Here is a 22,053-nt window from a genome sequence, read left to right as displayed (position 1 = left end):
TCTCGCCTACAACTGCCGCAGGCTTCACCGCCTGCGGCTCGCCTGACCTCAATCGCCGCCTCGCCTGCAAAACGCGTGTGACAAATCCGACAGGCTGCTAGCGCCGGCCTGCCAATTGCCGGTTCTCGAGCCGCGACAGCAGCCGCACGCAGGGCCAAAGCAGAAGGAAATAGATCACCGCCGCCACCAGGATCGGCGTGGCATTGTAGGTGATGCTCTGCGCCTGGCGCGCCTGGTACAGCAACTCCGGCAGCGCCACGACGCTGGCGATGGAGGTCAGCTTCACCACCTCCAGCGTGTTGCTGATGAGGTCGGGCAGCACGTTGCGCACCGCCTGCGGCAGCACCACGAAGATCCACACCTGCCAGCGCCGCAGGCCCAGTGCGGTCGCGGCTTCCGGCTGGCCGCGCGGCACGCTCTCGATCCCGGCGCGCAGGATCTCAGCGTAGTAGGCGCCGGTGTTCAGCAGGAAGCCCAGCGCCACCGCGCCCCAGGCGCCCAGGTCGATGCCGCCGAAGGGCAGGCCGGCATAGAGGAAGATCAGCAGCACCAGTGGCGGGATGGCGCGGAAGAAGTCGATGAAGCCCACCAGCGGCCAGCGCACCCAGCGCGTCTTGCGCGTGGACAGCACCGCCAGCAGCAGCCCCATCATCGCGCCCAGCGGCACCGTCAGCAGCGCCAGCAGCAGCGTCTGCACCAGCCCGATCCACAGCAGGTGCGAGGAGGCGAGCGCGATCTCCGCGTTCAGGAAGGCCTGCACGAAGTCAGCCATGCGGCGCGCCCCTCATCGCTTCCACGCGAAGCGCGTCTCGATCCAGCGGCCGGCGATCACCACGGGCAGGAACAGCACCAGATAGGCCAGCGCGCCGAGCGTCAGCGGCGTCGGGTTGCCGGAAAAGGCCATGCCGGATTGCGCCGCGCCGAGGATCTCGGAGACGGCGACCACGCTGCCCAGCGCCGTGCCCTTGGTGATGGCGATGGTGCGGTTGACCAGCGGCGGGATGGCGATGCGGATGGCCTGCGGCAGCACCACCAGCCGCAGCGTCGGCAGGAAGTGCAGGCCCATGGCGCGGCCCGCCTCCCACTGCCCCTTCGGCACGGCGGAGATGCCGGCCCAGAAGATCTCCTCGGCGAAGGCCATCAGCACCAGGGTCAGCGACAGCCAGGTGGCCCAGAAGCCGGACATGGAAAGCCCGGCGGCCGGCAGGCCGAAATAGATCAGCACGATGATGACCAGCGGCGGCAGGGCGCGGAACAGGTCGACCGTGAAGATGATCAGCCAGTTCAGCGGCCGCACGCCGAAGGCCCGCACCACCGCCAGCGCCAGGCCGGCCACCAGGCCGGCCGCGATGATGAGCGCCGCCAGCAGGATGGTCACGCCCAGCCCTTCCAGGATCATCGGCGCGTATTGCGCCGCGACCCTGGCATTCAGGAAGTTGAAGGCGAAGCCGTCCGAGCCGTTCATGATCCGGCCCGGCCGCCTTTCGTCTTCGGCAATGCGGGCTTCAGCAACGCGGCGCGCGCGGCGTCGGGTCGTAGCCGGTCAGCCCCGGCACGCCGGTGCCCGGGAACACGGTGCGTTCCGCGTCATCCGCCGCCGGCGCGATGCCGAACCACTTCTGCGACAGCTGCGCGATGGTGCCATCCTGCTTCATGCATTCCAGCGCATTCTCCAGCTGCACGCGCAGTTCCGTGGCGCCGCGCGGCAGCGGGGCGGACCAGTGGGCGCGGGTCTCGTTCAGCGTGAAGTCGGCGATGAATTGCGGCGTGCGGGTGGCCGCGTAGCGCACCGCGGTGTTGCCGCCGAGGTTGGCATAGGCGCGGCCGGAGACCACCGCCTGCACCGCATCCGGCTGGGTGTCGTAGGTCTGCACCGTGAAGCCGTAGCGCGCCGCATTGGCCTGCGCCCAGGCATCATAGGCGCTGCCCTTGTTGACGCTGATCGCCTTGCCGCGCAGGTCGTCCGTGCCGCGGATCGGCGTGCTGCCGCGGCGGATGCCGAACTGGAAGGCGGTGTAGAGGTAGCCCTCGGTGAACAGCATGTTCTCCGCGCGCTCGGCCGTCGCCGTCGTCGGCGCGCAGAGGAAATCGTAGCGCCCGGCATTCATCGCGGGGATGAGGCCGGAGAAGCTGGCGCTGTCGATGGTCAGTTCACGGCCCATCCGCTTCGCGGCTTCGCGGAACAGGTCGATGTTGAAGCCCTGCACCCCGCCTTGCAGCGTGGGGAAGGCGTGCGGCGCGAAGGTGCCGTCCACGGCGCAGCGCAGCGGCGCCTGGGCCATGGCGGAGGACGAGAAGGCAATGCCGAACAGGCATGCGGCGAGCAGGCGGCGCATGGTGAAGTCTCCCGATTGTTGGTGTCTCCCCCGCGGACGATCCCATTGCAGGCGCGAAGGCGCAACCGCAGGGGCGCGAGTCCTGCCGTGATTCGCGGCAATCATGGAGACATTTTCACAATTCGCGGCGGATTGCCCCAATTGCGCCCTCTCCCCGTCGCGGCGCGGCCAAGCCGGCCGCGTAGAGAGGGAGTATGCCGTACGGAACTGACTGGAATCTCCCCATGCCCCGTTTCGCCCTCCTGCTGGTCGGCGTCGGCCTGTTCGCCATCCTCGCCACGGTGCTGCTGGTGCTCGGCGATGCCACGCTGCCCGGCCGCGTCTCGCTGCTGGCCGCGGCTGGCCTTGCCGGCTTCGGCGGGCTGGCGCTGGTCGTCGGGCTGTGGATGCTGGAGCCGCGCGGCCAGCGCGTCGGCGGCGGCTCCCAGATCAACTGAGCAGCCCGGATTCGAGAAGCAAGGCCCGCCGCCATCGCGGCATGCTGCCCGCGATGGCGCCAGGCATCAGCCCGGCGGTGCTCAGGCCTTCTCCGGATAGAGGCCGAGCAGGCCCGCCTCGCTGGCCGCGCAGCGCCCGCGCTCGGTGATGAGCCCGGTCACCAGCCGGGCCGGCGTCACATCGAAGGCGGGGTTGGCGGCGGCGCTGCCGGCGGCGGCCACGCGGATGGTCTCGATCCGGCCATCGGCGGTGCGGCCGGTGAGGTCCGTCACCTCCGCCGCCGGCCGCTCCTCGATCGGGATCTCCGCCACCCCGTCCGTCACGCTCATGTCCAGCGTGGAATGCGGCAGGGCGACCCAGAACGGCACACCGTTGTCGCGCGCTGCCAGCGCCTTGAGGTAGGTGCCGATCTTGTTGGCGACGTCGCCCTGGCGCGTCACCCGGTCCGTGCCCACGATCACCAGATCCACCTGGCCGTGCTGCATCAGGTGGCCGCCGGCATTGTCGGCGATGATGGTGTGGGGCACGCCATGCCGGCCGAGTTCCCAGGCCGTCAGCGCCGCGCCCTGGTTGCGCGGCCGCGTCTCATCCACCCAGACATGCACCGGCAGCCCGGCATCATGCGCCATGTAGATGGGGGCCAGCGCCGTGCCCCAATCCACCGTGGCGATCCAGCCGGCATTGCAGTGGGTCAGGATGTTCACCCGGTCCTTGCCCTGGCTGGCGGCCTCGATCAGCGGCAGGCCGTTCTCGCCGATGCGGCGGCAGGTCTCGGCATCGTCGTCGCAGATCGCCGCCGCCTCGGCATAGGCCGCGGCGATGCGCGCATCGGCCGGCAGGTTGTGCAGCGTGCCGCGCATGCGCGACAGCGCCCAGCGCAGGTTGATGGCGGTTGGGCGGGTTTCGCCGAGGGCCGCCACCACGCGCTCCAGGTTCCCGGTCGAGGCATCCTGGCGCAGCGCCAGCGCGACCCCGTAGGCGGCCACCGCGCCGATCAGCGGCGCGCCGCGCACCTGCATGCTGCGGATGGCGTGCGCCACCTGGCCGGGCTCCGTCAGCCGCAGGATCTCCAGCGACCAGGGCAACTGCGTCTGGTCGAAAATGCGGATGGACCAGCCGTCGGAGGGCTCGACCCAGACGCTGCGATAGGGGGTGCCGTCGATCTTCATGGGGCGGCGATATAGTCCGCTTCCAGCACCGCGGCCACCGGTCGGCGCAGCGAGGCCGGCAGTTCCGGCCCGCGGCCGAAGCGCAGGATCAGGTTCGGCCGCAACGGCGCCACGCCGAGCCAGGCCGCCAGCGCGCCACGCAGCCCCGGCACTTCCACCGGCTGGTTCACCCAGGCGGTGCGCAGCCCGAGCGCGGTGGCCTGCAGGCAGAAGCGCTGGGCACAGCGCCCGGCCCGCACCCAGCCCTCCGGCCGATCCGCATCGGCGACGAAGACGGCCAGCCCGGCGGAGGAGCGGATCTGGCGGACATAGCGGTCGGTCTCCCCTTCCAGGGTGAAGACTTGCCGGAACAGGCGCCGCCCCAGCGCCCCCGGCACCACCGGATTGCCCGACGCGCCGGTGAACAGCCCGTCCCGGGTCGCCACCGCCTCGGCATGGCTGAAGCGGATCCAGCCCAGCAGTTCCGCCACGAAGGCCGCATCGCGCAGCTGCGCGGCATTGCCGGCGACGACGAGGTCGAGCAGCGTCTCCCGCCGCGCCGGGTCGTCGATCAGCAGCACCTCCACCCCATCCTCCGGCCGCGCCACGGACAGGGCGCGCAGCTCCGCCGGCCCCAGGCGCCCCCCATCGAAGGCGGCGCGGGTGGATTGCCGGCGGGGAATGGCCTGGAACAGCGGGCCGGGCGAAACCGGGGCGGCTTCCAGCAGGGCCCGGGCGGTGCCGTCCGCCGCCACCTCCGCCGTCGCCATCACGCCATGCGCCGAGGCCGCCTGCACCAGATTCTCCAGCGCGCAGCCCAGGCTGGCATGCAGGTGGTGGTCGTCCGGGTCGACGGCCGGGGTGCGGCGCGTGCTGTCCGGGCGGATCTCGATGGCCTGCGCCGTCACCGCGAAGCGCCAGGGCTGGGTGTTGTGGCTGTTCGCCGCCATCACCGCATGATGCACCAGCGCCAGGGGCGGCGGCGTGCCGGGGGCGGCGGGGCCGCGGCAGTTCGCCAGCACCTCGGTGTAATCCTCGGCCTGGCTGCGCCGCAGCGCCAGCGCGCCGGCGCTGCCCGCCGCCCCCAGCACGGCCACCCCGGCCAGGCCGCGCAGCAGCCCCCTCCGCTCACCCCGTCGGACCGCCATGCAAAGCCTCCGTCAGACCCTATCCGGACCGCGGAGCCCCGCCAGCCGGCTCAGATGCGCTGGTGCAGCGCGCAGACCAGGGTGAACAGGCGCCGCGCCGTCTCGAAATCGATCTCCACCTTGCCGGCGAGTCGTTCCGTCAGCAGCGTCGCGCCCTCGTTGTGCAGGCCGCGGCGGCCCATGTCGATGGCCTGGATCCGCGCCTCGGATCCGCCTTCCGCCACCGCTTTCTCGTGGCTTTCGACCACCATGTGGTAGTCCTTGATCAGCCGCCTGAAGGGGCCGAGCGCCAGCACCAGGGCGTGCAACGGCGCCTCCGCCGCGTCGCGGATCTCCAGCATCAGCCGGCCGTCGCGCACGGCGATGGCCAGGCCGAAGGGGCCGGGGCCGAGGCCCGCCGGGCGGAAGCGGTTGCCGGCCAGCAGGTCGGCCACGGCCTGGCGGCGGTCGGCTTCCGCATAGGGGCTGGGCAGCAGCGCGTGGCCGTCCGGCAGTTCCACCCGCACCAGGTCGCGCGCGGCGGTGGTGGCGGGGCTATCCGGCATGGTCGGAACGCGGCGGTCGGGCCGGCAGCGGGTCGCCGTCATGCTCGGTGCCATCGAAGCCGAGCCGCGCCAGCCAGCCCACCGTGGCACCCTTGATGGGCCGCAGCAGCAGGATGCAGGCGATGGTGAAGGCCGGCAGCCAGACCACCATGTGCAGCCACATCGGCGGCATCCAGGCCTTCTCGACCCACAACACGGGCGGGAACAGCAGGTGGCCGGCGATGAAGATGGTGAAGTAGGGCGGCGCGTCATCCGCCCGCAGCCGGCCCAGCGGGGCGTGGCAGACGGTGCATTCCTCGGCCACCCGCAGGTAGCCGGCGAAGACCTTGCCCTGGCCGCAGACCGGGCAGCGGTTGCGCGCGCCGCGGCTGAGCGCGGTCCAGAACGAGGTGGCGGGGGCTTCGGCGGTGGCCGCCGGACGGGCAGGCTCCCAGCGTGTCATGTGGCGTTCCTTCCGGCCTTGTCGCCGGCCCGGGGAGTCGCCCCGGGGCCTGCGCGGCCGTTGTGCGGTGCAATATGTCGCGCCGGTCTCGTCGGATCAAGGCTTGCTTCCCGGCGATCGGGCTTGCGCGGGGCCGCCGGCACGTCGATCCTGCCTCAATGCGCGAGGTGGCGCGAGGGTTGCGCCCGGCCCGATGGAGGGCCGGCCGGCCCGCACCGCAAAGGGGGCTGGCGATGACGGACCGCATCCTGGTGATCAACCCGAACAGCAGCCGCAGCTGCACCGCCGGCATCGCCGCGGCGCTGGCCGGCTTCCAGGCGCCGGGCCTGCCGCGGGTGGAGGTGGTGCGGCTCGATTCCGGCCCGCCCGCCATCATCACCTGGCGCGACTGGTTCGGGGTGGCGGAGCCGCTGTGCCGGACGGTGGAGCGGGAGGAAGCCGCCGCCTATGTCATCGCCTGCGTGTCCGACCCCGGGGTGGATGCGGTGCGGATCAGCACCAGGGCGCCGGTGTTCGGCGTGCTGCGCAGCGCCGTGGCGGCCACGATCGCCCGTGCCGACCGCTTCGGCATCATCGCCTTCGGCGATCCCTCCCTGCCGCGGCAGCGCCGCGCCTTGCAGGCGATGGGGGTGGAGGACCGGCTGCTGGGCCACATCCCGCTGAACCTGCCGATGGAGGTGCTGACCGATGCCGAGGCGCCGCGCGCCGCGCTGGTCGATGCCGGGCGGCGGATTGCGGCCATGGGGGCGGAGGCGGTGATCCTGGGCTGCGCCGGCATGGCCGCGCACCGCGCGGCGGTGGAGCAGGCCTGCGGCATCCCGGTGATCGAGCCCTGCCAGGCGGCGGTGGCGCTGGCGCTGCAGGCGGTGCTGGCGGCGCGGGAGGCCTCGCGGCAGCCCCTGGCGCAGGCGGCGGAATAGCCATGCGCGCCCCCGGCCTTGCCCTGCTGCTGGCCCTGCTGGCAGCGCCGGCCGCGGCGGTGCTGCCCGAACCGCCCGGCGACCCGGAGACGGCGGAGGCAGTCCGGCTGCTGGAGGGCGGGCGGGAAGCCATGAGCCTGCCGCTGCTGCAAGCGGTGCTGGCCCGCAACCCGGAGGATCCGGACGTGCTGGTCTACATCGCCCTGGCGCAGCGCCGGCTGGGCCGCCCGGAACTGGCGATGGACGCCTATCTGCGGGCGCTGGCGGCAAGTCCGAACCACCCGGCCGCCCTGGCCTACCAGGGCAGCCTGTATCTGGAGATGGGCGATCGCTGGCGGGCGGAGGCCAACTACCTGCAGCTGACCTTCAGCTGCGGCACCTGCGCCGAGGCCACCACCCTGGCGCGGGAGCTGGCGGCGGCGCCGCGCTGAAGGCCGCGCCGCCGGTTGCGGCTATTTCAGCTTCGGGCCGGCCGGCTTGCCGTCCCAGCTATCCACCATCCAGGCGAAGGCGGAGGTCCAGGCCTTGTCGGTGTTCGGCGGCAGGCGGCCGGCCTGAAGATCCGCCAGGTCGACATCGGCCAGCTGCAGATGCGGCGTCTCGCCGGGCTTGGAGACCAGGCCCTCATCGGCGCCCACGGCATGCAGACGGTCCCACATATGTGCCTGCCCGCCATCTGAATCCCAGGACCAGCGGCCTTCCAGCGCGAGCACGAAATCCGCCGCCAGCCCGTACTGGTGCAGGCTCTCGAAGGCGCGCACCGGGGTGAGGATGCGCCCCACCCGGCCGCGGCCGGAGGCGTAGAGGTGGTTCTGCCGCCAGGGGCCGCGCATGCCCTCATAGATGCCGAAGGGGATGCCTTCCGCATTCAGCCGCGCCACGGTCCGCAGCGCGCGGTCGCGGAAAGCCGGGTGCAGCATCTTCGGCTCCCGGTTCACCCGTTCCACGTTGCGCCAGGGGAAGGTTTCCGTGACATGCTGTGGCGCCTTGGCGCCAGCCACCTGACGGCGCAGCAGGCCGGCGGGCGCGTAGCCCTTCTGGCCGGAGGGAGCCTCCACATGCAGCCAGCCCTCGCCGGGCTCGCCCACCAGCACCAGCACCTGGTCGATCGGCAGGGTGCGGATCGCCTTCTGGTCCGGACCCGGGCCGTCCCGCAGCTCCGTCGTGGCCGTGACACGGTAGAGGACCGGGTAGGTGGAGGCTTCAGTCATGCGAAAACAACCTTGTCGAGACTGCCCGGACCCTACCGCGTGCGCCGCGGCTCCGCCAGCCGGGGCGCAGGGCGTGCATCAGGGCGCCGGGGTCCAGACGGCCGGCGGCTCGCTGCCGGTCTGGCTGGTGATGCGGCCGTAATGCTCCGGCCGGCGGTGGCGGGCGAAGTTGAAGATCGTGTTGCGGCCGAGTTCGCACATGCCGAGGTCGCACTCGGCGGTGATCACCTCATCGCCCCAGCTGGTCGCCATGGCCATGATCTCGCCCTGCGGGTTGACGATGATGGAATGGCCGAACAGCTCGTGCCCATCCTCGTCGCCCGCCTTGGCGACGCCGACGCCGAAGCAGGCATTCTGGTAGCAGCCGGCCTGGATCGAGAGATGGCTGTGGGCGACGCGCAGGTGATGCGCCTCGAAGCCCCGGTTTTCCATGTTCAGGCTGGGCGTGTTGTAGCCCAGCATCACCAGCTCCACCTGCTGCAGCCCGAGCACGCGCCAGGATTCCGGCCAGCGGCGGTCGTTGCAGATCATCATGCCGATATTGACGGGCCCGGCGCCGCCGACCGGGGCGCGCACCACGGGGAAGCCGAGGTCACCCGGCTCGAAATAGCGCTTCTCCAGGTGCTGGACCTTGCGCACCGGATCGTATTCCGCGTGCCCCGGCAGGTGCACCTTGCGGTATTTCAGCGCCACCTGGCCCGAGGGGTGGACATAGATCGCGGTGTTGAAGCGGTGCCCGTCCGGCGTCTTCTCGGCATAGCCCAGGTGGAAGCCGATGGTCAGGCGCCGCGCCGCGTCGAACAGCGGGGCGGTGGCGTTGGACGGCATGGCGTGCTCGTACCAATGGTCCGCCTCGGCAAGGTCCTCATGGTACCAGCGCGGGAAGAAGGTGGTCAGCGCGAGTTCCGGGAAGACCACCACCTCCGCCCCGCGCCGCGCGGCCTTTTCCATCAGCCCGACCATGCGGGCGACCGCCACCTCGCGGCCTTCGGCCTTCTGGATGGGGCCCATCTGGGCGGCGGCGACGACAAGGCGGCGGGACATGGCGGCGAGGCTCCGGCGATGCTGCCCCCCGGGATTGCCAGAGCGGCGCCCGGGTGGCCAGACCCTGCTGCGCCGGGCAGGCCCTACTCCGGCACCACCGCGCCCACCTGCTGCACGATCCGCCCGTAATGCTGCGGCCGCCGATGCGCCGCAAAATTGAACATCTTCTCCTTGCCCTGGCGGCAGGCGTCCAGGTCGATCTCCGCCAGGATCACCTCATCCGCCTTGGTCGTGGCCTGCGCCACCACCTGGCCATTGGGATCGACGATGACGGATCCGCCTATCAGCCCCGCGCCATCCTCATCCCCCGCCTTCGCCACCGCGATCGCCCAGCTGGCGTTCATGTAGGCGTTGGACTGTGCGGCCAGGATGGAGTGGAAGGTGCGCAGTTCCTCGCTTTCGCTCTCGCCGCCATTCGGGTCGTAGGCGGCGGAGTTGTAGCCCACCATCACCAGCTCCACCCCCTGCAGGCCCAGGCAGCGCCAGCCTTCCGGCCAGCGCCGGTCGTTGCAGACCAGCATGCCGAGCACCGGCCGGCCCCAGGCCTGCGGCCCGCGCGCCACGGGGAAGCCGAGGTCGCCATACTCGAAATACATCTTCTCGAGCTGCTGGTACTTCTGGCCGTCCTTGACGTGGTCGCTGCCGGGCAGGTGGATCTTGCGGTACTTGAACAGGATCTGCCCGTCCGGCCCCACCGTGATGGCGCTGTTGAAACGCCGGCCCTCGGGCGTCAGCTCCGCATAGCCGATGTAGAAACCCACGCCCAATGCGCGGGCGCGGTCGAACAGGGGCTGCACCGCCGGGTTCGGCATGGCGGGCTCGAAGCTCGCCAGCAGCTCCGGCGCGTCGCGCTCCATCGGCCAGCGCGGGAAGAAGGTGGTGAAGGCGAGTTCCGGGAACACCACCAGCTGCGCCCCGCGCGCCGCCGCCTGTTCCAGCAGCGCCACCAGCCGGTCGAGGGTGGCCGCGCGGCTGTCGGCGCGCTGGGTCGGGCCCATCTGGGCGCCGGCGATGGTCAGAAGACGGCTCATTTGAACAGGTTCCTGATGTCTTGCCGGGTGCCGCCGAAGCCGCGCCACAGCAGGATGAAGCCCAGGCAGAAGCCGAGGCCGGCGAGGAAGCCCGGAACGCCCGGCCGGGCGCCGGCCACCTGGCCGAGGATGGCGGCGACGATGCCGGTGGCCAGGCCCGTGGCCACCGCCATGGCAAGGTGAACCTTGCCCGGCCCGACCCGCGGCGGCGGCCCGGGCAGATGCGGGCGGGACGGGCGGGGCGGGCGCTTGATCCAGCGCTGGCCGCCCGGGCGGCGCGGTGGTGGTTGCTTCATCGGGGGGCCCTGGCTGGGAAGGCGGTGCGTCGCTGTAGCCGCAACCGCCTCTCCTGGCCAAGCCGCCGGCTCAGGCGTCCAGTTCCGGCCGGATCGCCTCGACGATCGGGCGGTAGCGCGCCTGTTCCGCGGCGATGTAGGCAGCGGCCGATCCGGGCGTGCCCGGCGCCGCGGGCTCGATGCCGGCGGCGTTCAGCCGGGTGCGGAAGGCGGCATCCGACAGCGCCGCGTTGGTGGCGGCGGAAAGCCTTGCCAGCACGGCGGGCGGCAGGCCGGGCGGCGCGAAGACCGCGTGCCACAGCACCGCGGTGAAGCCCGGCCGGCCCAGCGCCTCGGCCGCCGTCGGCACCTCCGGCGCCTGCGGGGCGCGGGCGGCGGAGGCCACGGCCAGCATCCGTGCGCGGCCGGACTGGTGCAGCGCGAGGCCGGCGCCCAGCGTGTTGACCGCCAGCGCCAGCGTGCCCGCCACCAGGTCGTTCATCGCCGGGGCGGCGCCGCGATAGGGGATGTGGTTGATCTCCACCCCGCCGGCCTCACGCTTCAGGATCTCGGTCGCCAGGTGCATCAGCGTGCCGGTGCCGGGCGAGCCATAGGCCAGCGGCGGCCGCGCGGTGCGTGCCTTGGCGAGGAAGTCCGCCAGCGTGCCGGGCTGGCCGGGATGCGCCAGCCAGCAGAGCGGCCCGCCGCCCAGCGTCGCCACCGCCTGGAAATCCTTCGCCGCGTCATATTGCGGCTGGCGCGTCACCAGGTTGTACAGCGCATGGGTGGAGGCGGTGCCGAACAGCAGCGTGTTGCCGTCCGGCCGGGCGCGCGCCACCTCCATCGCGCCGATGGCCCCCCCGGCGCCGCCACGATTCTCCGTCACCACGGACTGGCCGAGTTCCGCCGTCATCCGCTCCGCATAGAAGCGGGCATAGACGTCGGTGGGGCCGCCGGCGGGGAAGGGGATGACCAGGCGGATGGGCCGGTCCGGCCAGGCCTGGGCCAGGGCCGGGGTGGCCAGCAGCCCGGCGACGGCGGCCAGCGCCCCGCGTCGTGTGGTCTCAAAGTCCCGCATCGCGCCAGTTCTCCGCGGGCGTTTCGGGATGGGGGACCATGCCGGCGGCCCGAACGCCGGCGATGGCCGCATATTCGTCCTTGTCCGAGGCATCGCCCGAGACACCCACGGCGCCGATGGCGGCACCATCCGCGCGGCAGATCAGCACGCCGCCGGGCACCGGGATGAAGCGCCCCTCGCTGGCCGCGGCGATGGCCGACTGGAAGGCGGGGCGGTCGCGCAGACGGTCGCGGATGACGCGGCTGCCGATGCCCATGCCGAGCGCGCCATGCGCCTTGCCCTGCGCGATGGCGGCGCGGAGGATGCCGGACCCGTCCTCCCGCTTCTGCACCACCACATGGCCGCCGGCATCCAGCACCACGACGGTGAGCGGCAGCAGCCCGGCATGGCGGCCGGCGGCCAGCGTCGCATCGGCGATGTGCTCGGCGACCGCCAGCGTCAGGTCGACGGCCAGCGCCTTCACATAGTAGCCGTGCCCGCTCATGCGCCGAGCGCGCTGCGCTGGTGCTGGCGGGGGACGAAGCGGCCGGTGCCGGGGCGGGCCTTCACCTCGGTCCCGTTCCAGATCTCGGCGCCGCGCAGGATCGTGGCGGCGACGCGCGCCTTCATCGCCCGGCCGTGATAGGGCGACCAGCGCGCATCCTCGCGGTCCTTGATGATGCGCTCGTCGAAGACGAAGTCGCCGGTCTCCAGAATGCAGAAATCCGCATCCGCACCGATTCGGATACCGCCCTTGCGCGGGTCCAGCCCATGGAAGCGCGCCGGGTCCTCGGAGCACATCCTCGCCATCACGCTGGGCGGCAGGCCGCGTTCGACCAGCAGCGTGTACATCAGCGGCGCGAAGGATTGCATGCCGGTCAGCCCGGCGCCGATGGCGAAGATGTCGCCATGGTATTCCTTCTTCGGCTTCGGCCAGGGCGCATGGTCGGTGGAGACATAGGCGATGGTGCCGGCCTGCAGCGCGCCCCACATGCGCTCCACCTCCGCCGCCGAGCGGAAGGGCGGGTTGCATTTGCCGAAGCCCTGCAGGCGGACGATGTCGTCCTCCGTCATGCACAGGTACTGGATGCAGGCCTCGCCGGAGGTCCTGGCCCCCATGCCGCGATAGAGCGCCGCCAGTTCGAAGCCACGCGCGATGGAGGAATGCGCGATGTGCACATGCGCGCCGGTCTCCAGCGCCATCTCGAAGATCTCGAGGTCCGCCATGCTCTCGGCCAGCGGCGGGCGGGTGCGGCAGTGCCAGATGGGGCTGGTGTTGCCGGCGGCCTTGGCGGCCTCGCTCAGCTTCACCACCAGCTCCTGGTCCTCGTTGTGCACCGCCACCATCAGCCCGGTCTTCGCCATCTCGGCGAAGGCGGCCAGCATGGTCGGGTGGTCGATGCGCGGGAAGCGGTGGGCGTCGTACTCATAGGTCGAGACCTTGAAGGCGCTGGCGCCGGCTTCCGCCAGGGCCGCCACATCCTCGGTCGGCGCGTCCTTCCGGATGGTGGCGTAGAGCGCCATGTCGACATGCGACAGCCGGTTCACCCAGCCCACCTTGTCCTGGAAGATCGCGGCGGAGGTGACGGGGTTCGGCACGTCGTAGGGCATGTCGCAGACGGTGGTGACGCCGCCGGCGGCCGCCGTCATCGTCGCGCCCTCGATCCCCGGCCAGCCGGTGGAGGAGGAGGTGTGCATGTGCCCGTCCACAAGGCCCGGCATGATCAGCCGGCCGCGATGATCCGCCACGGCCTTCGAGGGCGGCGGCACGCCTTCGCCGATGGCGGCGATGGTCTCGCCCCGGATGGCGACATACCCCTCCGCCAGCACGCGGTCGGACAGCACCACCGCACCGCGCAGGACAAGGTCGAAGGGCTCGGCGGCGGTCTCGGACATGCTTCGGGACTCTCTCGGTTTGTGGCGCCACGCTAGGACGGCCCGGCGCCGCCGCCAATCCGGCTTGTCTGCCTTATATCCGGGCGGCACGCTTGGGAAACGGGCGGGCGACGCGATGACGAATCGGGTTTGGCCACATTCCAGGCATGGCACGCCGATTGCTGTCCCCGCTGCGACCCCAAGCAGGAGAGGCCCGATGCAGCGTCGCAACCTGATCGCCAGCGCCGCCGGAGCGGGCGTGCTGGCCGCGCCGGCCGTCGCCACCGCGCAGACCACCTTCAACTGGCGCATGACCAGCTTCTACGGCCCGCAATCGGCCTTCTATTCGACCGGTCCCGGCTCCGCGAAGGACCTGATCGACCGCATCCAGAAGATGTCGAACAACCGCATCCGCATCCAGTTCTTCGGGGCGGGGGAGCTGATTCCGGCGGGCGAGGGCTTCGATGCCGTCTCCTCCGGCATCGTCGAGATGAACTACGCCAACGCCTATTTCTGGACCGGCAAGACCTTCGCCGCGCAGTACTTCACCGCCGTGCCCTTCGGCCTGAACTACCAGGGGCTGAATGGCTGGATGTATGATGGCGGCGGGCTGGAGCTGTGGCGCGAGGTCTATGACCGCTTCAACCTGGTGCCCTTCCTGTGTGGCAACACCGGCGTGCAGATGACCGGCTGGTTCCGCAAGCCGATCGAGAAGGTGGAGGACTTCCGCGGGTTGAAGATGCGCATCCCGGGCCTTGCGGGCCGGGTCTACCAGAAGCTCGGCGTCGATGTGCGGCTGCTGCCGGGCGGCGAGATCTTTCCGGCGCTGGAGCGTGGCGTGATCGATGCGGCGGAGTTCGTCGGGCCCTTCCTGGACCGACAGTTGGGCCTGCAGCGCGTCGCCAAATACTACTACACGACCGGCTGGCACGAGACCGCGACGGCGAGCGAGCTCATCATCAACAAGGCCGCCTGGGCGCGGCTGCCGGCCGACCTTAAGGCGATCGTGGAGAACGCCGTCGCCGCCTGCAACGTCATCTCCGAGGCCTGGTGCCAGAAGAACAATGCGGAGGCGATGGACGACCTGCTGAAGAACCACGGCGTCACCGCCGGCCCGCTGCCGGAGGAGGTGGTGGCCCGCCTGCGGACGGAAACCGACTCGGTGCTGGCGGAGGCCGTGGCGCGCGATGCCACGACGAAGCGCGTGCATGACAGCTACATGGCCTACAAGGCGAAGTTCGACGCCTGGTCGGGCTACAGCGAGGCCCCCTACCACGCCAGCATCCGCCCGCGCTGAGCATGCGCCTGGCCAGGACGGCCGATGCGATCGACACACTCGTCGATCGCATCGGCCAGCTTTCCGCGCTCGCCGTCGCCGCGCTGGTGGTGGTGATGGCCGGCAATGTGCTGCTGCGCTACGGCTTCTCGCTCGGCAGCGTCTGGGCGCAGGAGCTGGAATGGCACCTGATGTCGCCCATCGCGCTGATCGGCGCCGCCTATGCACTGCGGCATGGCGAGCATGTGCGCGTGGACGTGCTGTATGCCGGCTTTTCCGAACGCAACAAGGCGCGGGTGGACCTGCTGGCGGGGCTGGCGGGCCTCGCCGTCTGCGCCCTGGTGATTCAGCTTTCCTGGCGCTACGTGCTGCAGAGCTGGGGGCAGGATGAAGGCTCGGCCAATCCCGGCGGCATCCCCTATCGCTATGTCCTGAAAGCGTTCATCCCGGCCGGCTTCGCGCTGCTCGCCCTGCAATTCGTGGCGGAGACGCTGCGTTCCCTCTCGCGCTTGCGCTGAGAAACCGATGCCCCTGACAGAGATCTACGCCATCCTCATGCTGGTGGCGTTCTTCGGCCTGCTGCTGCTCGGCCTGCCGGTGGCGCTGACGCTGGCCGTCTCCGGCTTCGCCTTCGGCTGGCTCGGCTTCGGGCCGATGCTGTTCAACCTGCTGCCCAGCCGCATCTACGGCGTCGTCACCAGCTATTCCCTGCTCGCCATCCCCTTGTTCGTCTTCATGGGCGTGGCGCTGGAGAAGTCGCGCATGGCGGAGGAGCTGATGGAGGTGGTGGGCCGGCTTTCGGGGGCGCTGCGCGGTGGCCTCGGGCTTGGCATCGTCTTCGTCGGCGTGCTGATGGGCGCCACCACCGGCATCGTCGGCGCCACCGTGGTGACCCTCGGCCTGCTGACGCTGCCGGCGCTGCTGAAGCGCGGCTATGACCCGGGCCTGTCCTGCGGCGTCATCTGCGCCTCCGGCACGCTCGGGCAGATCATCCCGCCCAGCCTGATCCTGATCCTGCTGGCGGACATCATGAACCTGTCGGTGGGCACGCTGTTCGCCGCCGCGGTGTTCCCCGGGCTGGTGCTGGCCGGGCTCTACTGCGCCTGGATCCTGCTGCTGGGCCTGATCCGGCCGGAGATGGTGCCGGCGGTGCCGGCCGAGGAGCGGGCGCTGATCTCCACCCGGCAATTGCTGGCCAAGCTGGTGCGCGTCATCGCGCCGCCGCTCGGCCTCGTGTTCGCCGTGCTGGGCTCCATCGTCGCCGGCATCGCCGCGCCGACGGAAGCGGCCGCCATGGGCGCGCTGGGCGCGCTGGTGGTCTGCGCGCTGGGCCGCCGGCTGAGCCGGGGCCTGGTGGTGGAGACGCTGCGGTCCACGGCGCGCATCACCGCGATGATGATGTTCATCCTGATCTGCGCCCAGGTCTTCGCGCTCGCCTTCCGCGGCCTGCGCGGCGAACAGCTGGTGGAGGACCTGTTCGCCTTCCTGCCCGGCGGCGTGGCCGCGGACATCTGGTTCATGCTGCTGCTGGTCTTCGTGCTGGGCTTCTTCCTGGAGTGGATTGAGATCAGCTACATCGCCGTGCCGCTGTTCCTGCCGATCTTCGCCAATGCGGGCGTCGATCCGGTGTGGCTGGCGACGCTGATCTGCGTGATGCTGCAGACCAGCTTCCTGACACCGCCCTTCGGCTGGGCGCTGTTCTTCCTGCGCAGCGTGGCGCCGCCGGAGATCACCACCGGGCATATATACCGCGGCGTGATCCCCTTCGTCGCCATGCAGTTCCTGGCCGTCGCCGTGGTCTACTTCGCCCCCGGCCTGGCCACCTGGCTGCCGAGGGCGATCGGATGGTAGCCCCCGAATCCCTCTCCCCCTGCTTCAGGGGGAGAGGGTTGGGTGGGGGGTTCCTAGTGTTACGCCGCGAGCTTCGGGTAGTCCGTGTAGCCCTTGGCGTCGCCGCCGTAGAAGGTCGTCTGGTCCGGCGCGTTCAACGGGGCATCCTGCTGCAGGCGCTCCACCAGGTCCGGGTTGCTGATGTAGCTGGACCCGAAGGCGATCAGGTCTGCGCGGCCGCTGGCGATGTCCGCCTGCGCGCGGGCCTTGTCGTAGCCGGCGTTCAGGATGATCGGGCCGCCAAAGTGCTTGCGGGCCAGGCCGATCACGTCGAAGGCCGGCTTCGCATCCAGGAAGTGGACATAGGCCAGGCCCTTGCCCGAGATGCCCTGGATCACCGGCGTATAGGTGCCCTCGACATCCGGATCGTCGATGTCGTTGAACGGGTTGCCCGGGCTGAGGCGGACGCCCACGCGGTCGGCGCCGATCGCCTTGGCGGCGGCATCCGTGATGGCCACCAGGAAGCGCGCGCGGTTCTCGCCCGAGCCGCCCCAGCGATCGGTCCGCTGGTTGGCATTCGGCGCCAGGAACTGGCCCGGCAGGTAGCCATTCGCGCCATGGATCTCGATGCCATCCAGCCCCGCCGCCACGGCATTGCGCGCCGCCTGGGCATAGGCCTCGATCAGCTGCTCGATCTCGGCCTCGGTCAGCGCCCGCGGCGTGACCAGCGGCTTCATGCCGGAAGGCGTGTACATCTGCCCCGCCGCGGCGACCGCGGAGGGGGCCACCGGCTCCGCGCCATCCTGGAACTCGGGCAGCGAGATGCGGCCGACATGCATGAGCTGCGCGAAGATGCGCCCGCCCTTGGCATGCACGGCATCAGCCACGGCGCGCCAGCCTTCGACCTGCGCCTCGCTGTAGATGCCGGGGATGTCGATGTAGCCGCGGCCATTGGCGGAGGGCGTGGTGCCTTCCGTGACGATCAGGCCGGCGGAGGCGCGCTGGCCGTAATACTCGGCCATCAGGGCGTTCGGCAGGTTGCCGGGGGCGCGGCTGCGCGTCATTGGCGCCATGACGATGCGGTTGGGCAGGGTCAGGGCGCCCAGCTTCACGGGGCCGAACAGGTCGGGGGTGTCGGTCATGGCGGTATCCTTGGGTCTGGGCGCGGCACGGGTGGCGCCGCTGCGTTGGGCCGGAAGGTGGCGGTGGATGTGGCAACGCGCCATGCGCCCCGATCGATGCCCGATATCAGCCCTGGTGATGGAACCCGGGCCGCTTCCTGTGGCAGGCGTCGCTTGCCGCGGTGTCCGGCGCACGCCATGGGTCTGGACGGCCCCGCCGCACAGGACCCGCGCCATGCCCCAGCAGATCTCGGTCATCACCCTCGGGATCACCGACGCGGCGCGGTCGCGGCGCTTCTACGGCGAGGGTTTCGGCGGGGTCCCGGTCCATGAGACGCCGGAGATCGTCTTCTACCAGATGAACGGCCTGGTCCTCGGCACCTGGCTGCGCGCGGCGCTGGAGGCGGATATGCAGTGGCCCGGCCCGCCGGGCGCCCCGGCGGGCTTCGCGCTCGGCCTCAATGTCGGCTCGGCCGAGGCGGTGGATGCCTTGCTACGCCGGCTGGAAGCCGCCGGCGGCCGAATCCTGCGGCCGGGCGATGCGCCGCCGCATGGCCACCCCTGGGAAATCGCCTGGAACCCCGCCTGGCCGATCGATGCGGAGGGGCGCGTCACCTTCGCCATCTGAGATACCGTCGGAGAACCCCGGACGGGCTGCCAATCACCCGCCGCCGCGGATCACGGTCCGGATCGCGAAGCTGGACTGGATGCGGGCGACGCCGGGCATGCGGGACAGCGCGTCCTTGTGGATGCGTTCATAATCGCCGGCGTCGCGGGCCTCCACGCGCAGCAGGTAGTCGGCGATCCCGGTCATCAGGTGGCACTCCCGCACCTCCGGGCAGCGGCGCACCGCATCCTCGAAGCGGCGCAGATGGTCGTCCGTCTGCCGTTCCAGCGTGATCTGCACGATCACCGTCACCGCCCCGGCCGGGGAGGGTTCGTCCACCAGCACGGTGTAGCCGCGGATGATTCCCCGGGATTCCAGCAGCCGCAGCCGGCGGAGGCAGGCGGAGGGTGAGAGGCCCACCGCCGCGGCGAGCGCGGCGTTGGGCATGCGGCCATCGGCGCGCAGGGCGCGGATGATCGCCCGGTCGATCTCGTCCATCGGCAGATCCTGCGGAATTGTCGCAGGATCGTGCGCCAGGCGCCGCGGCGTGAAAATCCCTGCGACGGTGCGGCATGAAATTCGCTGGATCAACCGGCTATCCTCACGGAATCGCAAGGGATGACGAACGATGCGCGTGCTCGTGCTCGGCAGTGGCGTGGTGGGGGTGGCCAGCGCCTGGTACCTGGCCCAGGCGGGGCATGAGGTGACGGTGCTGGACCGCCAGCCGGCACCGGGGATGGAAACCAGCTTCGCCAATGCCGGCCAGGTTTCGCCGGGCTACTCGGCGCCCTGGGCCGGGCCCGGCATCCCGGTGAAGGCGATCAAGTGGCTGATGATGCACCACCGCCCGCTGGTGGTCTGGCCGCTGCTCGACAGCCGCGTGTATTTCTGGCTTGCCCGCCTGCTGGCGAACTGCACGGAGGACGCCTACCAGACCAACAAATCCCGCATGGTGCGTCTGGCGGAGTATTCCCGTGACTGCCTGCGCGACCTGCGCGGCGCCACCGGCATCGAGTACGACCAGCGCACCCAGGGCACGCTGCAGCTGTTCCGCACTTCGAAGCAGCTGGACGCCGTGGGCCAGGACACCGCCGTGCTGGACCAGTTCCAGGTTCCGTATGAGGTGCTGGACGCTGCCGGCTGCGCGGTGGTGGAGCCGGCGTTGCGCCATGTTCCGGGCAAGTATGTGGGCGGGCTGCGCCTGCCGGGGGATGAGACCGGCGACGCCTTCCTGTTCACCCAGCGACTGGCGAAGCTTGCGGAAGCCGCCGGCGTGACCTTCCGCCAGGGCGTGACCATCCAGGCGATCGAGGCCGAGGGCGGCCAGGTTGTGGGCGTGCGGACGGCGGAGGGGCGCTTTTCCGCCGACCGCTACGTGGTGGCGCTGGGCAGCTTCGCCCCCGCTTTGCTGCGGCCCTTGGGCCTCGGCCTGCCGGTCTACCCGGTGAAGGGCTATTCACTGACCCTGCCGGTGACGGACCCGGAGGGCGCGCCGGTCTCCACCGTGATGGACGAGACCTTCAAGATCGCCATCACGCGCCTGGGGGACCGCATCCGCGTCGGCGGCACGGCGGAGATCGCCGGCTTTTCCACCGCGCTGCGCGCGCCGCGCCGGCGCACCCTGGAACACTCGGTGGTGGATCTGTTCCCGCGCGGCGGCGACGTGGCGCAGGCCAGCTTCTGGAGCGGGCTGCGCCCGATGACGCCGGACGGCACGCCGGTGGTGGGCGCGACGCGCTATCCGAACCTGTTCCTCAACACTGGCCATGGCACGCTGGGCTGGACCATGGCCTGCGGCTCCGGCCGCGTGCTGGCGGATCTGGTGGGCGGCCGGACGCCGGAGATCGACGCTGCCGACCTGGCGCTGACACGTTACCGGGCGGGCTGAGATTGGGGGTGGCCGCCGCGCCGGTCCTCCCCTATCCGCATCGCAAGGACCCCCAATCACAGGACGAAGATGCCCGCACATCACACGCCGCTGATCGCCACCATCGCGGCGGGCCTCGTGCTCGCCTTCCTGTGCGGCATGGTGGCGCATCGGCTGCGCCTGTCGCCGCTGGTGGGCTATCTGGTGGCGGGCATCGCGGTGGGTCCCTTCACGCCCGGCTTCGTCGCGGACCAGGGGCTGGCGAACGAGCTGGCGGAAATCGGCGTCATCCTGCTGATGTTCGGCGTCGGCCTGCATTTCTCGCTGAAGGATCTGATGGCGGTGCGCGCCATCGCCGTGCCGGGCGCGGTGGTGCAGATCGCGGTGGCCACGCTGCTCGGCATGGGGCTGGCGCATCTGCTGGGATGGGGCCTTGGCGCCGGGCTGGTCTTCGGCCTGGCGCTGTCCGTCGCCTCCACCGTCGTGCTGGTGCGTGCGCTCCAGGAACGCCGGATCATCGAGACGGAGCGCGGCAAGATCGCCGTCGGCTGGCTGATCGTCGAGGATCTGGCGATGGTCCTCGCGCTGGTGCTGCTGCCGGCGGTGGGGCCGGCGCTGATGCCTGGCGGGGCTGCGCTGTCCGCCGCGGAGCTTGGCCTGACCTTCGGCATCACCCTTGCCAAGGTCGCCGCCTTCGTCGTGGTGATGCTGGTGGCCGGGCGCCGGCTGATCCCGTGGATCATGCACCACGCGGCGCATACCGGGTCGCGGGAGCTGTTCCGGCTGGCAGTCTATGCCGTGGCGCTCGGCGTGGCCTATGGCGCGGCGGTCGCCTTCGATGTCAGCTTCGCGCTGGGGGCCTTCTTCGCCGGCATGCTGATGGGCGAAAGTCGCCTGTCGCAGCGCGCGGCGGAGGAAGCGCTGCCGCTGCGCGATGCCTTCGCGGTGCTGTTCTTCGTCTCCGTCGGCATGCTGTTCAACCCGGCGGTGCTGGTGGAGCAGCCGCTGGCGGTGCTGGCCACCGTGCTCATCATCGTCATCGGCAAATCCGCCGCCGCCTTCGGCATCGTCCGTGCCTTCGGCCACCCCAACGCGACGGCGATGACGATCTCCGTCAGCCTGGCGCAGATCGGCGAATTCTCCTTCATCCTGATCGGCCTGGGCGTGACGCTCGGGCTGGTGGACAATGCGGCGCGCGACCTGGTGCTGGCGGGCGCCATCCTGTCCATCCTGCTCAACCCCTTCCTGTTCGCGGCGGTGGAGAAGGGCAGGGCGCGCATCCTGACCAAGATCGCCTTCACCCGCGGCGAGAAGGCGCCGGCGCCCGCACCCGCGCCGCCGGAAGCCACGCCACCGCAAGCCGTGCCGAAGGTGGAGGAGCCCGCCGCGCCGGAGCCCGCGCAGCCGGAGCCGCCGGATGTCTCCACGCTGGCGGCGCATGAGGTGGTGGTGGGCTATGGCCGGGTCGGGCGGGTGGTCGGGCAGGGGATGCTGGCCGCCGGCCGCCCGCTGCTGGTGATCGAGGATGCGGATGAGGCGGTGGAAGCCGCCCGCGCCGATGGGGCGGAGGTGGTGGTGGGCAATGCCGCCAACCCGGATGTGCTGGCCGCCGCCAACCTGCCCCAGGCTGCCCGCCTGTTCGTCACCGTGCCCGAGGTGTTCGAGGCCGGGCAGGTGGTGCAGCAGGCGCGCGCCCTGAATCCGGGCCTGGAGATCCTGGTGCGCGCCCATTCGGATGACAGCGCCGTCCATCTGCAGGGCCTGGGCGCCAGCATGACGGTCTCCGGGGAGCGTGAGATCGCGCTGCGGATGCTGGAACGCGCCGGGGCGTAGCGCATTGTCAAGCCTTGCGGCTTCGCAGGGCGGCTCGGACGATGCGGTG

Annotated in this window: 25 protein-coding genes; 9 read left to right on the top strand and 16 right to left on the bottom strand. The window is 71.1% G+C overall.

The window, feature by feature from the left end; genetic code table 11:
* Window positions 1-97: 97 nt before the first annotated feature.
* From HEQ75_RS22570 to HEQ75_RS22560, 3 genes are read right to left on the bottom strand one after another with little or no spacing between them, the layout of a single operon-like run.
* The gene (locus HEQ75_RS22570) at window positions 98-772 is read right to left on the bottom strand and encodes an amino acid ABC transporter permease (protein WP_168034384.1); all 675 of its coding nucleotides are present in this window, start codon (window positions 770-772) and stop codon (window positions 98-100) included.
* Between the two features lie 12 nt (window positions 773-784).
* Window positions 785-1,465 carry an amino acid ABC transporter permease gene (locus HEQ75_RS22565; protein ID WP_168034383.1) on the bottom strand — a complete coding sequence of 227 codons (681 nt, stop codon included), beginning with the start codon at window positions 1,463-1,465 and terminating at the stop codon, window positions 785-787.
* Between the two features lie 40 nt (window positions 1,466-1,505).
* Complete coding sequence (locus tag HEQ75_RS22560) at window positions 1,506-2,336, bottom strand: transporter substrate-binding domain-containing protein (RefSeq protein ID WP_168034382.1); 831 nt, start codon at window positions 2,334-2,336, stop codon at window positions 1,506-1,508.
* Window positions 2,337-2,560: 224 nt separating this feature from the next.
* On the opposite strand from HEQ75_RS22560, the gene HEQ75_RS22555 reads away from it, so the two are divergent.
* Entirely contained in the window at window positions 2,561-2,773 is a 213-nt protein-coding gene (locus HEQ75_RS22555; RefSeq protein WP_168034381.1) for a hypothetical protein, read from the top strand.
* 81 nt (window positions 2,774-2,854) lie between these two features.
* Here HEQ75_RS22555 and mtnA read toward each other — a convergent pair whose 3' ends face one another.
* The 4 genes from mtnA to HEQ75_RS22535 are packed head-to-tail and all read right to left on the bottom strand — an operon-like array spanning window position 2,855 to window position 6,057.
* Window positions 2,855-3,943, bottom strand: coding sequence for an S-methyl-5-thioribose-1-phosphate isomerase (gene mtnA / locus HEQ75_RS22550; RefSeq protein ID WP_168034380.1), 1,089 nt, complete (start codon window positions 3,941-3,943; stop codon window positions 2,855-2,857).
* Window positions 3,940-5,070 (bottom strand): Acg family FMN-binding oxidoreductase, encoded by a 1,131-nt coding sequence (locus tag HEQ75_RS22545; protein WP_168034379.1) that lies wholly within the window; start codon window positions 5,068-5,070, stop codon window positions 3,940-3,942. Before HEQ75_RS22545 ends, mtnA begins: the two co-directional genes overlap by 4 nt.
* A gap of 50 nt (window positions 5,071-5,120) precedes the next feature.
* Window positions 5,121-5,615: a UPF0262 family protein gene (locus HEQ75_RS22540; protein WP_168034378.1), complete on the bottom strand. Its 495-nt coding sequence runs from the start codon at window positions 5,613-5,615 to the stop codon at window positions 5,121-5,123.
* A complete protein-coding gene (locus HEQ75_RS22535; protein WP_168034377.1) occupies window positions 5,605-6,057 on the bottom strand; it encodes a DUF983 domain-containing protein in 453 nt (150 codons plus the stop codon). The genes HEQ75_RS22540 and HEQ75_RS22535 overlap by 11 nt, the downstream gene beginning before the upstream one ends.
* 233 nt (window positions 6,058-6,290) lie before the next feature.
* Between HEQ75_RS22535 and HEQ75_RS22530 the strand changes: the two genes are divergently transcribed.
* Window positions 6,291-6,977, top strand: a complete 687-nt coding sequence (locus HEQ75_RS22530) for an aspartate/glutamate racemase family protein (RefSeq protein ID WP_168034376.1) — start codon at window positions 6,291-6,293, stop codon at window positions 6,975-6,977.
* Window positions 6,978-6,979: 2 nt separating this feature from the next.
* Window positions 6,980-7,408, top strand: a complete 429-nt coding sequence (locus tag HEQ75_RS22525) for a tetratricopeptide repeat protein (RefSeq protein WP_168034375.1) — start codon at window positions 6,980-6,982, stop codon at window positions 7,406-7,408.
* A 21-nt stretch (window positions 7,409-7,429) separates the two neighbouring features.
* Here the strand turns inward: HEQ75_RS22525 and HEQ75_RS22520 are convergent, their stop codons facing one another.
* From HEQ75_RS22520 to HEQ75_RS22490, 7 genes are all read right to left on the bottom strand, one after another.
* Window positions 7,430-8,188 carry an SH3 domain-containing protein gene (locus HEQ75_RS22520; RefSeq protein WP_168034374.1) on the bottom strand — a complete coding sequence of 253 codons (759 nt, stop codon included), beginning with the start codon at window positions 8,186-8,188 and terminating at the stop codon, window positions 7,430-7,432.
* A gap of 78 nt (window positions 8,189-8,266) precedes the next feature.
* Window positions 8,267-9,232: an N-carbamoyl-D-amino-acid hydrolase gene (locus tag HEQ75_RS22515; RefSeq protein ID WP_168034373.1), complete on the bottom strand. Its 966-nt coding sequence runs from the start codon at window positions 9,230-9,232 to the stop codon at window positions 8,267-8,269.
* Between the two features lie 83 nt (window positions 9,233-9,315).
* Window positions 9,316-10,263, bottom strand: coding sequence for an N-carbamoyl-D-amino-acid hydrolase (locus HEQ75_RS22510; protein WP_209318710.1), 948 nt, complete (start codon window positions 10,261-10,263; stop codon window positions 9,316-9,318).
* Window positions 10,260-10,436, bottom strand: coding sequence for a hypothetical protein (locus tag HEQ75_RS22505; protein WP_168034372.1), 177 nt, complete (start codon window positions 10,434-10,436; stop codon window positions 10,260-10,262). Before HEQ75_RS22505 ends, HEQ75_RS22510 begins: the two co-directional genes overlap by 4 nt.
* Window positions 10,437-10,629: 193 nt before the next feature.
* Window positions 10,630-11,616 (bottom strand): Bug family tripartite tricarboxylate transporter substrate binding protein, encoded by a 987-nt coding sequence (locus HEQ75_RS22500; protein ID WP_168034371.1) that lies wholly within the window; start codon window positions 11,614-11,616, stop codon window positions 10,630-10,632.
* The gene (locus HEQ75_RS22495) at window positions 11,603-12,100 is read right to left on the bottom strand and encodes a GlcG/HbpS family heme-binding protein (protein WP_168034370.1); all 498 of its coding nucleotides are present in this window, start codon (window positions 12,098-12,100) and stop codon (window positions 11,603-11,605) included. The genes HEQ75_RS22500 and HEQ75_RS22495 overlap by 14 nt, the downstream gene beginning before the upstream one ends.
* Window positions 12,097-13,491: a dihydroorotase gene (locus tag HEQ75_RS22490; RefSeq protein ID WP_168034369.1), complete on the bottom strand. Its 1,395-nt coding sequence runs from the start codon at window positions 13,489-13,491 to the stop codon at window positions 12,097-12,099. Before HEQ75_RS22490 ends, HEQ75_RS22495 begins: the two co-directional genes overlap by 4 nt.
* 196 nt (window positions 13,492-13,687) lie before the next feature.
* On the opposite strand from HEQ75_RS22490, the gene HEQ75_RS22485 reads away from it, so the two are divergent.
* The 3 genes from HEQ75_RS22485 to HEQ75_RS22475 are packed head-to-tail and all read left to right on the top strand — an operon-like array spanning window position 13,688 to window position 16,597.
* Window positions 13,688-14,767, top strand: coding sequence for a TRAP transporter substrate-binding protein (locus HEQ75_RS22485; protein ID WP_168034368.1), 1,080 nt, complete (start codon window positions 13,688-13,690; stop codon window positions 14,765-14,767).
* A 2-nt stretch (window positions 14,768-14,769) separates the two neighbouring features.
* Entirely contained in the window at window positions 14,770-15,264 is a 495-nt protein-coding gene (locus HEQ75_RS22480) for a TRAP transporter small permease subunit (protein ID WP_168034367.1), read from the top strand.
* Window positions 15,265-15,271: 7 nt separating this feature from the next.
* Entirely contained in the window at window positions 15,272-16,597 is a 1,326-nt protein-coding gene (locus HEQ75_RS22475) for a TRAP transporter large permease (RefSeq protein ID WP_168034366.1), read from the top strand.
* A 59-nt stretch (window positions 16,598-16,656) separates the two neighbouring features.
* Here HEQ75_RS22475 and HEQ75_RS22470 read toward each other — a convergent pair whose 3' ends face one another.
* Window positions 16,657-17,718, bottom strand: a complete 1,062-nt coding sequence (locus HEQ75_RS22470) for an alkene reductase (RefSeq protein WP_168034365.1) — start codon at window positions 17,716-17,718, stop codon at window positions 16,657-16,659.
* 214 nt (window positions 17,719-17,932) lie between these two features.
* On the opposite strand from HEQ75_RS22470, the gene HEQ75_RS22465 reads away from it, so the two are divergent.
* Entirely contained in the window at window positions 17,933-18,325 is a 393-nt protein-coding gene (locus HEQ75_RS22465) for a VOC family protein (protein WP_168034364.1), read from the top strand.
* Window positions 18,326-18,358: 33 nt separating this feature from the next.
* Here the strand turns inward: HEQ75_RS22465 and HEQ75_RS22460 are convergent, their stop codons facing one another.
* Window positions 18,359-18,802, bottom strand: a complete 444-nt coding sequence (locus HEQ75_RS22460) for an Lrp/AsnC family transcriptional regulator (protein ID WP_168034363.1) — start codon at window positions 18,800-18,802, stop codon at window positions 18,359-18,361.
* A 130-nt stretch (window positions 18,803-18,932) separates the two neighbouring features.
* Between HEQ75_RS22460 and HEQ75_RS22455 the strand changes: the two genes are divergently transcribed.
* Complete coding sequence (locus HEQ75_RS22455; RefSeq protein ID WP_168034362.1) at window positions 18,933-20,192, top strand: D-amino acid dehydrogenase; 1,260 nt, start codon at window positions 18,933-18,935, stop codon at window positions 20,190-20,192.
* Between the two features lie 69 nt (window positions 20,193-20,261).
* Entirely contained in the window at window positions 20,262-22,004 is a 1,743-nt protein-coding gene (locus HEQ75_RS22450) for a cation:proton antiporter domain-containing protein (protein ID WP_168034361.1), read from the top strand.
* Window positions 22,005-22,053 lie beyond the last annotated feature (49 nt).

This window comes from Falsiroseomonas selenitidurans (assembly GCF_012103215.1).
In the GTDB taxonomy this organism is placed as follows: domain Bacteria; phylum Pseudomonadota; class Alphaproteobacteria; order Acetobacterales; family Acetobacteraceae; genus Falsiroseomonas; species Falsiroseomonas selenitidurans.
The sequence above is the reverse complement of the archived record's forward strand: the minus strand, read 5'-3'. Positions and strand labels throughout refer to the sequence as shown.